Source organism: Paenirhizobium selenitireducens ATCC BAA-1503 (assembly GCF_900492185.1).
GTDB classification, from domain to species: domain Bacteria; phylum Pseudomonadota; class Alphaproteobacteria; order Rhizobiales; family Rhizobiaceae; genus Allorhizobium; species Allorhizobium selenitireducens_A.
Genome location: NZ_UEYP01000010.1, coordinates 86,489 through 99,028, shown reverse-complemented (window position 1 = coordinate 99,028; position 12,540 = coordinate 86,489). Strand labels below are relative to the sequence as shown.

At 64.3% G+C, this 12,540-nt stretch carries 12 protein-coding genes; 7 read left to right on the top strand and 5 right to left on the bottom strand.

Annotated elements, in window-relative coordinates; genetic code table 11:
- Positions 1-6: 6 nt before the first annotated feature.
- The 3 genes from RHIZ70P_RS16470 to RHIZ70P_RS16460 form a co-directional block, all read right to left on the bottom strand.
- The gene (locus RHIZ70P_RS16470; RefSeq protein ID WP_115671567.1) at positions 7-780 is read right to left on the bottom strand and encodes a (Fe-S)-binding protein; all 774 of its coding nucleotides are present in this window, start codon (positions 778-780) and stop codon (positions 7-9) included.
- Positions 777-1,619, bottom strand: a complete 843-nt coding sequence (locus tag RHIZ70P_RS16465) for a FadR/GntR family transcriptional regulator (protein ID WP_115671566.1) — start codon at positions 1,617-1,619, stop codon at positions 777-779. Before RHIZ70P_RS16465 ends, RHIZ70P_RS16470 begins: the two co-directional genes overlap by 4 nt.
- A 126-nt stretch (positions 1,620-1,745) precedes the next feature.
- The gene (locus tag RHIZ70P_RS16460; protein WP_115671565.1) at positions 1,746-2,426 is read right to left on the bottom strand and encodes a hypothetical protein; all 681 of its coding nucleotides are present in this window, start codon (positions 2,424-2,426) and stop codon (positions 1,746-1,748) included.
- Positions 2,427-2,726: 300 nt separating this feature from the next.
- On the opposite strand from RHIZ70P_RS16460, the gene RHIZ70P_RS16455 reads away from it, so the two are divergent.
- A complete protein-coding gene (locus tag RHIZ70P_RS16455) occupies positions 2,727-3,998 on the top strand; it encodes a DUF3422 family protein (RefSeq protein WP_115671564.1) in 1,272 nt (423 codons plus the stop codon).
- Positions 3,999-4,104: 106 nt separating this feature from the next.
- Positions 4,105-5,514 carry a DUF6880 family protein gene (locus tag RHIZ70P_RS16450; RefSeq protein ID WP_115671563.1) on the top strand — a complete coding sequence of 470 codons (1,410 nt, stop codon included), beginning with the start codon at positions 4,105-4,107 and terminating at the stop codon, positions 5,512-5,514.
- A 9-nt stretch (positions 5,515-5,523) separates the two neighbouring features.
- Here RHIZ70P_RS16450 and RHIZ70P_RS16445 read toward each other — a convergent pair whose 3' ends face one another.
- On the bottom strand, positions 5,524-6,420 hold the full coding sequence (locus tag RHIZ70P_RS16445) for a LysR family transcriptional regulator (protein WP_115671562.1): 897 nt from the start codon (positions 6,418-6,420) through the stop codon (positions 5,524-5,526).
- 141 nt (positions 6,421-6,561) lie between these two features.
- Here RHIZ70P_RS16445 and RHIZ70P_RS16440 point away from each other — a divergent pair, with 141 nt between their 5' ends.
- The 5 genes from RHIZ70P_RS16440 to RHIZ70P_RS16420 all read left to right on the top strand — a co-directional run bounded on the left by RHIZ70P_RS16440 (position 6,562) and on the right by RHIZ70P_RS16420 (position 11,839).
- Positions 6,562-7,995 carry an FAD-binding oxidoreductase gene (locus RHIZ70P_RS16440; RefSeq protein WP_115671561.1) on the top strand — a complete coding sequence of 478 codons (1,434 nt, stop codon included), beginning with the start codon at positions 6,562-6,564 and terminating at the stop codon, positions 7,993-7,995.
- 295 nt (positions 7,996-8,290) lie between these two features.
- Entirely contained in the window at positions 8,291-9,502 is a 1,212-nt protein-coding gene (gene glcE, locus RHIZ70P_RS16435) for a glycolate oxidase subunit GlcE (protein ID WP_115671560.1), read from the top strand.
- On the top strand, positions 9,499-9,876 hold the full coding sequence (locus RHIZ70P_RS16430; protein ID WP_115671559.1) for a DUF4870 family protein: 378 nt from the start codon (positions 9,499-9,501) through the stop codon (positions 9,874-9,876). The genes glcE and RHIZ70P_RS16430 overlap by 4 nt, the downstream gene beginning before the upstream one ends.
- Positions 9,877-9,933: 57 nt before the next feature.
- Entirely contained in the window at positions 9,934-11,235 is a 1,302-nt protein-coding gene (gene glcF / locus RHIZ70P_RS16425; RefSeq protein WP_115671558.1) for a glycolate oxidase subunit GlcF, read from the top strand.
- A 136-nt stretch (positions 11,236-11,371) separates the two neighbouring features.
- Positions 11,372-11,839 (top strand): hypothetical protein, encoded by a 468-nt coding sequence (locus RHIZ70P_RS16420; protein ID WP_115671557.1) that lies wholly within the window; start codon positions 11,372-11,374, stop codon positions 11,837-11,839.
- Between the two features lie 12 nt (positions 11,840-11,851).
- On the opposite strand, the gene RHIZ70P_RS16415 is transcribed toward RHIZ70P_RS16420, so the two are convergent.
- Positions 11,852-12,520 carry an outer membrane protein gene (locus tag RHIZ70P_RS16415; RefSeq protein WP_115671556.1) on the bottom strand — a complete coding sequence of 223 codons (669 nt, stop codon included), beginning with the start codon at positions 12,518-12,520 and terminating at the stop codon, positions 11,852-11,854.
- Between the last annotated feature and the right edge of the window lie 20 nt (positions 12,521-12,540).

Here is a 12,540-nt window from a genome sequence, read left to right as displayed (position 1 = left end):
AATCCCTCACTTGGCCGAGCCGGCGATCGGCTTGGCGTCGGTCATACCGGCCAGAACCTCGGCGACATGGCGGACCTCGACGGTCGACCCCTCGCGCTTCAGCTTGCCGGCCATGTTCATCAGGCAGCCCATGTCGCCGGCGAGCAGCATGTCGGCGCCGGTCTCCATGATGTTCGCCGTCTTCTTCGACACGATCGTGCCTGAAATATCCGAATACTTGACGCAGAAGGTGCCGCCGAAGCCGCAGCAGACGTCGCTGCCGGCCATTTCCTTGAGCTCCAGCCCCTCGACGGTCGCCAGCAGACTGCGCGGCTGCTTCTGCACGCCCAGTTCGCGAAGCCCGGAACAGCTGTCGTGATAGGTCACGCTGCCCTGGAAGGCCGCGTCCACCTTGGGCACGAACATCACGTCGGTCAGGAAGGAAACGAGTTCGAACACCTTGTCCGAGAAGCGCCGACAGCGCTCTTCCCATTTGACGTCGCCCTTGAAGACTTCGGGATAGTGGTGCTTCAGCATGGCGGCGCACGAGCCGGACGGCGCGACGACATAGTCATAGCCCTCGAACAGTTCGATCACCTGGATCGCCAGTGCGCGGGTATCCTTGCGGTCGCCGGAATTATAGGCCGGCTGGCCGCAGCAGGTTTGCGCCATCGGCACATGCACCTCGCAGCCCGCATCCTCGATCAGCTTTGCGGCGGAAAAGCCGACGTTCGGGCGGAAAAGGTCGACCAGACAGGTGGCGAACAGGCCGACGCGCGGGCGCGATCGAGGTGCAGTCATCGGGATGTCTCCGTCTTGTCCAGGCCGCTGCCGCGGGAGGTTCGTGAACCTTGGGGATTGTTGTCGCGGCGGATCAGCCTAAGCTTCGCCACCCGGCCCCATTCGTCGGCGCGAGCGGATTCCTCGACCGCCTGCATGACGAAATCGATATGCGCCTGGGCGGCGCGCTTCGCCGCCTCGCCGTCGCCGGAAAGAATCGCAGCGTGGATGGCCACATGCTGCTCCAGCAGGCGCTCGCGCGCATTGGCAAGCGCAAACACCGCCTTGCGGTTAAAGAAGATGCCCTCCGACAGCAGGCGATAGCACGCCCGAAGCGTATGCAGGAGGATGATATTGTGGGCCGCTTCGCCGATCGCGTTGTGAAACTCGACGTCGGCGGCGAGCTCCTCTTCCGGATTGCCGTCCTCATGCGCCCGTTTCATGTCATCGATGATGCGGGTCAGCAGCGCCTGGTCTGTGTCGGTGGCGCGCTTGGCGGCAAGTTCGGCCGTCAGCCCTTCGAGTTCGCGGCGATATTCGAGATAGTCGCGCGTGGCCCGGGCATGGCGGGAAATCAGTTCGGTGATCGGCTTGGAAAATACCTGGCCGATGATGTCGGCCACATAGGTGCCACCGCCATGATGGGAAACCAGCAGGCCGCGGGCCTCGAGTTCCTTCAACGCCTCACGGAGAATCGGTCGCGACACGTCGAGATCCTGGGCGAGATCGCGCTCTCCCGGCAGCCGGTCTCCGTCGCGCAAGACGCCGTCGAGGATCAGCATTTCGATCTGCTGAACCACTTCGCTCGCGGTGCGGCTATGGCTGATCTGGGCGAAAAGCCCTTCGTCCCTGTCCGTCACGACGTCCTCCCTCGGCGGCTTGTTTAGCAAGCCGCCGAGGGATTGGTCAATTAATTTGTCCAGTTGCTTTTCGTCAGTCGCGAAACGGGCGCGGTGCGCGGGGACGGGTAGCCCCGGCCGCCGCGATCAGCCGAACTTGAGGAACAGCTTGGAATAGGGAGCCTTGAGCCCGTCGATGGCAGCCTTGATCGCTGTGGCATCGCCACTCTTGGCGGCGCCTTCCAGCTTCGCCACGCTCGCCTCGACGGCGCCGAGAAGGTCCTTGTAGCTCGCATCCGCCTCCTTCGGCGGATGGGCGACCACGTCGCCGAGCAGGTATTTCAGGACGGCCGTCTCGGCATGCACGCCGGCAGCGTCCGTCGGGTCGAGCGCGATTACTTCCTCCATGCGGGCGTGATAGGCGTTCATCCGGTCGGAAAAGCTGTAGATGTCGTTGCGGATATGCAGGTCGCCGATCTGGTCGCGAATGCCTTCCAGCGTGTCGTGTGCCTTCGTAAGTTCTCCGGCCGCGACTTCGGCGGTCGCGGCTTCGGTGATCTTGGTCACGGCGGCCAGCGTTTCGGCATATTTGCCATCGTCCGCATAGTGCGGCGGCGCGGGCTCGGCGGCGATCGCGGACCAGGCCTTGGCGAATTTGCCCAGCGATGCCGTCGATTCCGGGGCCTTGCCCATGTTGGTGGTGAAAAGGGCCGTGCGGTAGTCGCCATAGGCGGCGCGCAGTTTCGTCTCGAAATCGCCGACCTCGCCGGCAAAGGCGGGCAGGCCGATCGAAAGCGCAAGCAGGGTTGCCGGAATAAGTCGCTTCATGGGGTTTCTCCATTGCTCGGCAGGCAGGACAGGTGCTGCCGATATCGTAATTGGCATCGACGCGCCGACCAGCCGCGTTGAGGATGGCGATGGCGTGCTCAAGAATCATTCTTGTCGACTCCGCGTTTGCCAGCAATAGACAAATATCTGAATTGCTATGTTTTGATGAGTGACTTCCGGGTCCCGCTTTGCGAAATGCCGCAAACATGTGCCGTCTCGACGCTTTGCGTCAACCGGCCCCTGCCGCTTGCGCCGCGCATTTGCTAGGAAGGCAGTCATGGTAAAAGGGAGACGGACTTAATGGGGAAGGGTAGTTTCGCATTTCCGGTGTCGCCGGAGCGGGCTTTGGCGCTGGGTGAGATCCATGCGCGGCCCTATGCGCTGGTGAAATCGGAACGCGTGATCGTGCAACTGGCCTTCATGATGGACGGCGGCTCTGCCGTGCATCACAGCGCGCTTGCCGAACTGTCGCGGGCTCGCGGCGTGACCGTGCCCGATCGCAATGCCCGTCACCACGCCATGCCCTGGGGTCAGGGAACGCTGCGCTGGGAGCGCCACACCGAATTTTCCACCTGGTTCTGGGACGGCCCGCTGCCTGATGCCTTCGGCGGCGATATTCTCGTCCACCCGTTCGGCGACGGCTTTTCCGCGCCGGGTCCGCTGATGTCGGGCATCCGGCTGGAGATCCGCCGCGACGGCCCGGAAATCGAGGCGGCGATGGAACTCTTCGATCTGACGAGCCTCTGCTACAGCGACGTCAAGAACGGCCAGGCGACGGTGATGACCGATTTTCGCCAGGACGGCGACGGGCTGACGCGCATTCTCGTCGTCGACCGCAGCCTTTCCGAGGCCGGGCGGGGCGCGCTCGTCCAGCGCCTGCTCGACATCGAGACCTATCGCACGCTCGCCATGCTCGGCCTGCCGCTGGCGCAGACGCTCTCGCCGGACATCCGCCGGATCGAGGATGGCTTGACGGCCGTTACCCAGCGGATGAAGGCCCATGCGCGCGAAGAGGCGGATTCCATGCTGGCCGAACTGACCCGGCTGGCCGCCGAGCTTGAGGCCAATGCGGCGCTCAGCCTTTATCGCTTCGGTGCGAGCCGCGCCTATGACGGCATCGTGCGCGAGCGCGTCAAGGCGCTCGATGAAGCCCCGAAGCCGGGATACGAAATGCTGGGCGCCTTCCTCGAGCGGCGTCTGGCGCCGGCCATGCGCACCTGCCAGTCGGTCGAGGAGCGGCTGGCCAACCTGTCGCGCAAGCTGTCGCGCGCCACCAGCCTCGTTCGAAGCTGGATCGACGTTGAACTGGAACGGCAGAACTCGGCCCTGCTCGCCACCATGAATCGTCGCGCCGAGATGCAGTTGCGCCTGCAGCAGACGGTCGAAGGCCTCTCGGTCGCGGCGATCTCCTATTACATCGTCGGGCTGGTGGGCTACGGCGCAAAAGCCATCAGCCACGACCTTCTGCCGGTCGACCCGGCGGTAATTACCGGCCTTTCTGTACCGCTCGCCGTGCTGGGCGTCTGGTGGGTGGTGAGGCGGATCAGGAAGAGCCACGGCGAGGGGCATTGATGCAGCGGCGGGTTTGCACCGGCTCCACCAACGAATCCCCTTGCCCGCCGTCGCTGTCCGCCTGATATAAGCGACCGAAGTCAATAAACGGCATAAGCGGAACGGAATGGCCCGGCAGAAGCGTGCGAAACTCGACAAAAAGGGCCTGAGCGGTCTTGGCCTCGACAAGCTGATCGAGATCCTGCTGGAGGAAGCCTCGGCCAACAAGGCCCTGAAGGGCAGGCTGGAGGCGGCCTTGGCCGGCGAGGCGGGGCCGGCGGAAATGGCGCGGCTGATCGATCGCCGGCTGGATACGCACGAGCAGGCGAGGACGCGGATCAACAATGCCCGCGCCAAGGATCTCGCCATCGAGTTTTCCGGCCTGGTGCGTACCATTCTCTCGGAGTTGGGCGGGGTGGATGCGGCGGGCGGCGCCGAGCGCATTCTGCGGTTCCTCGCCCTGCGCTTTCCGATTTCGGCGCGGCTGGTGTCCGACAATGCCCGGCTGTGGAAGGTGTTCGATGAAGCCGAAACGGCGGCGGCCGAATTGATCCGCTCGGTTCCGGCGGAAGATCAGGCGTTGCTTGTGCCGCAGTTCGAAATGTTGCGCCGACGCGACCGGTATGGCGAGCATACGGGTTTCCTGCATAAACTGACCGGCGTGATCGGCGCGCCCGCCGCGACGGCCTGGAAGATCCTGCTCGCCGAGGCCATGCCGAAGGAGCCGGGCAAGCTCGGCGCGCTCGATCTCCTCCAGGCGATCGCGCTCCGCCAGGGCGACGTCGATGCCTATATGGCGCTCGAAGAGGGCAAGGCGGAGAACCGTCGAGATACGCTGACGGTCGCGGCCCTGCTGCACGGCGCGGGTCGCCATGAAGAGGCGTTGGAGTGGGTTCGCCGCCGCCCGACGGGTATGCGGCTTTTGCCGGTCGGCGGCGAGTTGACCTCCGTCGGTCCGGAATATGGCGTCCGGGAGCGCCGCATGCTGGAAGCCGAAATCCTCGACAAGCTGAATCGGCGCGGTGATGCGCAGGGACTGCGCTGGCGGGAATTTGCCGAGACGCTCGATCCAGCCGTTCTGAGGCTCTACCTGTCGAAGCTCGACGATTTCGCCGAATTCGACGAAATGGACCGGGCATTCGCGCTGGTCGACGACGCCGAAGATATCTATGGCGCGCTCGATTTCTTCGTCACCTGGCCAAGGCTCGATCGCGCGGCGGCGCTTGTGCTGCGCCACAAGGACGACTGGGAAGGCCGCTATTATGAGGATCTGGCGCCGGCGGCCGAGGCCCTGTCCGACGATCAGCCGCTGGCCGCGACCGTGCTCTACCGGGTGCTGATCAGCGACATTCTGCGCCGCGGCATCGGCGTCGCCTATCCCCATGCCGCCATCTATCTGAAGGAGCTTGACCGTCTCCAACCCCATCTGCCGACCGACGCGCGCCTCCAGCACCACGACGACTTCGTCGCCGACCTGCGCCGCACCCACCCTAAGAAATTCGGATTCTGGAGCAATGTGTCTGAAGCCCTGCGGTGATCCGCAGGCTCAGCGCTCCCAGTAGGGAACCGGCCCGTAAAGCTCGGCGAGGTAGTCGATGAACAGCCGCACCTTGGCCGGCAGGAACTGGCGGCTCGGATAGACAGCCGAGAGCGAGACATTGCGCGAGCCCTCATAGGCCGGCAGTACCTGCACCAGTTTGCCCGCCTTCAATTCGGGGCCAATGTCCCAGGTCGAGCGCAAGGCGATGCCGAGGCCTCCGATCACCGCCTCGCGGATGACCTCGCTGGAATTGGTGATCAGCATGCCGTCGGGGCGAATGCTGAGTGTGCCCTGCGGTCCTTCCAGCTTCCAGGCATCGTAATTATGCGCCGGAAGGCAGTGATGTCGTTTCAGGTCCTCGATCGTTTCCGGCATGCCATGCACCCCGATATAGTCGGGCGAGGCGCAGAGGATGCGGCGCACCGGCGCGAGACGCCGCGCCACCAGCGTCGAATCCGTCAGTTCGGCGATGCGGATGGCCAGATCGAAGCCGCCGCCGACGATGTCGGTGAATTCGTCCGACAAGACCAGATGGATGGTGAGATCCGGATGGGCTTCCATGAAGGCTTTAAGATGCGGTGCGATGTGCAGGCGGCCGAACGAGGTCGGCGCTGAGATCTTCAGTGTGCCGGCCACTTCCGACGAGCGCCCCGAAGCATAGGCCTCGGCCTCCTCCAACCCCGCAAGCACGGCGATCACCCGCTCGTGAAACCCTTGTCCGGCCTCGGTCAGCGAGATCTGCCGCGTGGTCCTTTGCAGGAGCCGCGTGCCGAGCCGGTCCTCCAGCCGCTTGATCCGCTTCGACACGACCGCCGGGGAGAGCCCGAGATCCCGCGCCGCCGTCGACATGCTGCCGACCGCGATTACCCGTACGAAGACTTCCAGATCGCCGAGATTGGTCATGGCCCAAATCCACTTTTTCCATTTTTGTCATAAGTCCATAGCATTTGCGCGGCTTTGGTTGAAGTGGTAAAGAAACAATACCAATTGATGGGCGAGGCCACCCGGTGTATGCCGAAGGGGCCTGAGCCAGGGGAGGGAGCCATGTCCGAAGCCATCCAGTTTCTGGAGCCGAATGCCGCGATCCTGTCGCGCCGCAAGGAGATTCTTGCCGATCTCGCGGAACTCGTGCCGGCTGAGCGTCTGGTTCAAGAGCCGAACGAACTCGTTCCCTTCGAAACTGACGGCTTTATCGCCTATCGCCGCCGGCCGCTCGCCGTCGTCCTGCCGGAAACCACGGCCCAGGTCGCGGCGGTGATGAAATACTGCAATAAATACGGCATTCCGGTCGTGCCGCGCGGCGCCGGCACCTCTTTGTCGGGTGGCGCCATCCCCCAGGAAGATGCGGTCGTGCTCGGCCTCTCGGCGATGACCGGGATCCTCGACATCGACTATGCCAATCGCTGCGCCACCGTCCAGGCGGGCGTCACCAACCTTTCCATTTCCGATGCCGTCGGCGGCGACGGCTTTTTCTACGCGCCCGATCCGAGCTCGCAGCTCGCCTGCACGATCGGCGGCAATATCGGCATGAACTCCGGCGGTGCTCACTGTCTGAAATATGGTGTCACCACCAACAACCTGCTCGGCGTCAAGCTGGTGCTGGTCGACGGCACGGTGATCGAGCTGGGCGGCAAGTCGCTCGACAGCGCCGGCTATGACCTCCTGGGCCTTGTCTGTGGCTCCGAAGGCCAGCTCGGCATCGTCACCGAAGCGACGGTCCGGTTGATCGCCAAGCCCGAGGGCGCGCGCCCCGTGCTGTTCGGCTTCGACAGCGCGGAATCCGCCGGCACCTGCGTCGCCGATGTCATCGGCGCCGGCATCGTTCCGGTCGCCATCGAATTCATGGACAAGCAGGCAATCGAGATCTGCGAGGCCTTCGCCCATGCCGGCTATCCGCTCGATGTCGAAGCCTTGCTGATCGTCGAGGTCGAGGGCTCCGAGGCCGAGATGGAGGCCATGCTTGCCTCGATCGTGGAGATCGCCAAGCGGCATGGGGTCAAGACCGTGCGCGAAAGCCAGTCGGCAATGGAATCGGCGCTGATCTGGAAGGGCCGCAAGTCGGCCTTCGGCGCGACCGGGCGCATCGCCGACTATATCTGCATGGACGGCACCGTGCCCCTGAGCCAGCTTGCCTATGTCTTGAAGAAGACCTCGGAGATCACCGACCGCTATGGCCTGCGCGTCGCCAACGTCTTCCACGCCGGCGACGGCAACATGCACCCGCTGATCCTCTACAACATCAACGATCCGGAAGACGCGGCAAAGGCGGAAGCCGCGGGCATGGAAATCCTCAAGCTCTGCGTCGACGCCGGCGGCTGCCTGACCGGCGAGCACGGCGTCGGCATCGAGAAGCGCGACCTGATGCGCCACCAATATGCCGAGGCCGACCTTGCCCAGCAGATGGCGGTGCGCGCCGCCTTCGATCCGAACTGGACACTCAATCCCTCCAAGGTGTTTCCGCTGGAGGGAAGGACGTGAGCAGGTTGTCTGAAGATAAGTCCGGTATCGCCCCTCATCCGCCTGCCGGCACCTTCTCCCCGTCACACGGGGAGAAGGCTGGTGGGGCCGTCGTCTCGACTTCCTCTCCCAAGCGTGGGGACAGAACGTGGGCGATGCGGCACAGGCATCATGCAAAGGCATCACCTGGGGTCGTCACGGCCGGCGACACGGTCCCTTCTCCCCGCCTGCGGGGAGAAGGTGGCGGCAGCCGGATGAGGGGCCACGCTGCTGCGCCGAACGGCGGAACTCGCAGATCGACAGAGAAGGGCATGTCATGCTGACCCCGGTTACCGAAGCCGAAGCCGCGGGCCTCATCCGCGATCATGCCGAGCGCTCGGCGCCGCTCGCGCTGTCCGGTGGCGGAACGCGGGCCGGTTTTGGCAATGCCCTGACCGCCAATGCGACCGCCCTCCGTTCGGCCGGCCTTACCGGCATCACCGCCTATAACCCGGCCGAGATGGTGCTCACCGCCCGCGCCGGCACGCCGGTCGCCGAGATCGAGGCGGCCGTGGCAGTCAACGGCCAGTCTCTCGCCTTCGAGCCGCCGGACCATCGCGGCATGATGGGCACGTCCGGTGAGCCGACCATCGGCGGGCTGTTTGCCGTCAATGCGTCGGGTCCGCGCCGCTTCACCGCCGGTGCCGCGCGCGATCATCTGCTCGGCGTGCGCTTCGTCAACGGCCATGGCGAAATCGTCAAGGCCGGCGGGCGGGTGATGAAGAACGTCACCGGCCTCGACCTGGTCAAGGTCCTTGCAGGCTCCTACGGCACGCTCGGCTTCCTGACCGAAGTGACCTTCAAGGTCCTGCCGGCACCGAAGACGGCCGTTACCATCGTGTTGTCCGGGCTCGAGGACGAACAGGCGGTCCGCGCCATGGCAGCGGCGATGGCGATGTCGGTCGAGGTTTCGGGCGCTGCCCACCTGCCGGAAAGCGTGCGAGGCCGGTTCATCGGCGGCAAGTTGGCGGACGGTGCCGCAACCGTGCTGCGTCTCGAAGGGCTGGAAGCCTCGGTCGCCGTGCGGGCCGACAAACTGGCATCCGCAATGTCTGCCTTCGGTCCGGTCTCGCTGCTGGAAAATGCCGATACGCTGTCGCTCTGGCGCCAAATCCGCGATGTCCACCCTTACGCCGACGGCACGATGCGGCCGCTCTGGCGTGTGTCCGTCGCCCCGTCCGAGGGCTGGAAGCTGGTCGCGGCCCTTCGCCTGGAAGCCGGCATCGACGCCTTTTATGACTGGCAGGGCGGGCTGGTCTGGATGCGCCTCGAAGGCGATCCGGAAGCCGAGCTACTGCGGCGCTTCATCAAGGTGGCCGGCGGTGGCCATGCCATGCTGGTACGGGCGTCGGATGCCGTGCGGGCCCAGGTCCCAGCCTTCGAACCGCAATCGCCAGCCGTCGCCTTGCTTTCTGAGCGGGTGAAGGAGAAGTTCGATCCGCGCGGCATCTTCAATCCAGGCCGCATGATAAGAGGAGACGCCACATGAGCGATCCGATGATGTCCCCCGATCCGCGTAAGGCAGATAGCTGGCTGGAGCCCGGCAAGCTGAACGTCCAACTGGTCTACGCGCTCTATCTCTTGAGCTTCCTGATCGGCATCTCCGGCCTGATCGGCCTTGTCTTCGCCTATCTCAATCGCGGCAAGGCGGGTGGCTGGATCGACAGCCACTACACCTATGCCATTCGCACCTTCTGGATCGCCCTGCTGTACGGCCTCGTCTCGGCCATCCTGTCGCTTGCCTTCGTCGGGGTGCTGCTGGCCGCTGCCACCGTGGTCTGGGTCGTCGCCCGCTGCATCATCGGCCTGCAGAAGGCCACCGCCGGCGAACCGATCGCCAAGCCCGAGACCTGGTGGGTGTGAGCCTTCGAATTTCATGGCCGCGACGGAAATCGTGCGCCGCCCTTCGGGAGAACTGACGTGCAGACCAATTTCACCGCCGAACAGCTCGCCGATCCGCACGTCGCGGAGGCAGAAAGCATTCTTCGCAAATGCGTGCATTGCGGCTTCTGCACGGCCACCTGTCCGACCTATGTGACGCTCGGCAACGAACTCGACAGTCCGCGCGGCCGCATCTACCTGATCAAGGACATGCTGGAGAACGGGCGGCCGGCCGACAAGCAGATCGTCACCCATATCGACCGTTGCCTGTCCTGCCTCGCCTGCATGACCACCTGTCCCTCGGGTGTTGATTACATGCACCTTGTCGACCATGCCCGCATCCATATCGAAAAGACCTACAAGCGGCCGTTGATCAACCGGCTGACGCGCGGCATTCTGGCGATGACGCTGCCCTATCCGGCGCGTTTCCGGGCGGCGCTCGGCCTTGCACGCCTCGGCCGTCCCTTCGCCGGCCTTTTCAAGCGCATCCCGGCTTTGCGGCCGATGGGCGCCATGCTCGATCTCGCGCCGCGCCGCATTCCGGCCGCCGGCGACAGTGCCCGTCCGGCGACCCATGCCCCGAAGGCCGAGAAGCGCGGCCGCGTGGCGATCCTTACCGGTTGCGCCCAGCCCGTGCTCGATCCCGGCATCAACGCCGCGACCATCCGGCTGTTGACCCGTCTCGGCGTCGAAGTGGTGGTGCCGGAGGGCGAGGGCTGCTGCGGGGCGCTGGTCCATCATATGGGCCGTGAGGGCCAGGCGCTCGACAGTGCGAGGCGGAATGTCGACGTGTGGACTCGCGAGATCGACAAGGGTGGGCTCGACGCGATCGTCATCACGGCGTCCGGCTGCGGCACGACCATCAAGGATTACGGCCACATGCTGCGGCTCGATCCGGCCTATGCCGAGAAGGCGAAGCGCGTTTCGGCACTCGCCAAGGACGTCACCGAATACCTCTCCACCCTCGACCTGCCCGTGCAGGAGAAGAAGAACCTGACCGTGACCTATCACTCGGCCTGCTCGATGCAGCATGGCCAGAAGATCACCATGGCGCCGAAGATCCTCTTGAAGAATGCCGGTTTCACCGTGCGCGACCCGGCCGAGGGGCATCTGTGCTGCGGTTCGGCCGGTACCTACAACATCATGCAGCCGGAAATCTCGGACAAGCTGAAAGCCCGCAAGGTGAAGAACCTCGAAGCGACGAAGCCGGATGTCATCGCCGCCGGCAATATCGGCTGCATGACGCAGATCGGTTCGGGCACGGCCGTTCCGATCGTCCACACGGTCGAGTTGCTCGACTGGGCCTATGGCGGAGAGCGTCCCGCAAGGCTTGGCGTTTGATATCGCTTCGGTGAGAACTGGCCGGAAACGGCACAGTTCGCCGTCGAAGCTTCGGCTTATCGGTCGGAAAACTTTAAGACAATGCTGATAAAGTGCTTCCTGCAATAGGTCGGTCGGGCCTGCGAGGAGGAATTCGATGTCCGTCAGGGCAATCATTGCCGCCGTCTTACTGACGGCAAGCGCCATGCCGGCGGCGGCGGCCGAACGCATTTATTGCGCGGCCTCAGACCCGATGGTCAAGATGTCGATCGAAAGTGCTTTTGCCGCCCGCGACGGCAAGCGTCTGGTCCATTTTCGTGGCATTACCGACATCAACGACGACAAGACGCCGCCAGCCTTTGCCACCCTCAAGCTGAATTCTGCCATGTTGAAGCAGGCCTGGATGGACGGCGACGAACTGCGTCTGCAGATCTACACCGACAATCGCGACGCAAGGCCGTTCCAGACCTTCGAAATGTCGATCGTCACCCGTTCCACGGCGAACAACCCGGACCGTTTTGCCGGCCGTTATGTCCTGACGGTCGAGAGCGCCCACGGAAAGACAAAGGCCCCGCGCGACATGGTCTTGTCGCACGAGGCCGCGATTTCCTGCGAGATCAAGTAGCCCGCTATCGAGTTAGAAGTGGAAGCTGATGCCGGCGTTGACCGCATTGGTCATGATGTCGGTCTTGAGCGTCGCACCGCTGTCGATGTCGACGTCGACCCAAGAATAGTTGCCCTTGTATTCGACAAAGCCGGACCACCGGTCGGTGAACTCGTAGGCCACACCGACCTGGGCCTGAACGGTCGCGCCACCGAGCTGGTACTCGAATGTTTCACCCGTGCCGCGCGTCACTTCGACATGCGGCACGTTGATGCCAGCGCCGGCGCCGATGTAGGGAACGAACTTGGTGCCTTCGATCGGCATGCGGTAGAGCGCATTGAGCGTCAGAAGGTTGATGCCGTCGGAGAACTCGAAGTGATCCCAGCCGGTCTCGGCCAGCGTGTCGTCGTCGGCATAGACCTTGGCATGGGTGAAGTCGAGCGAGACGCCGAGGTTCGGCTGGCCGAGCTCTTCCATCCACCAGGTGCCGCGCACGCCGTAATAGGGCGGCATTTCGAAGGAGCGGCCTTCCCAGCCGGCGGTGAAATCGGGCTCATCCGAGACTTCCACGTCGCTGTGCGGCGCCGTCTGGACGCCGCCGTAGACGGAGATCGCCATTTCGGCCTGGGCCAGGGATGCCGACAGGCCGATGAAGCTGGCCGCGACAGCGGTGCCGAACAGGATGCGAAGCTTGGAGTTCATGGGTAGGGTCCGCGAATCTG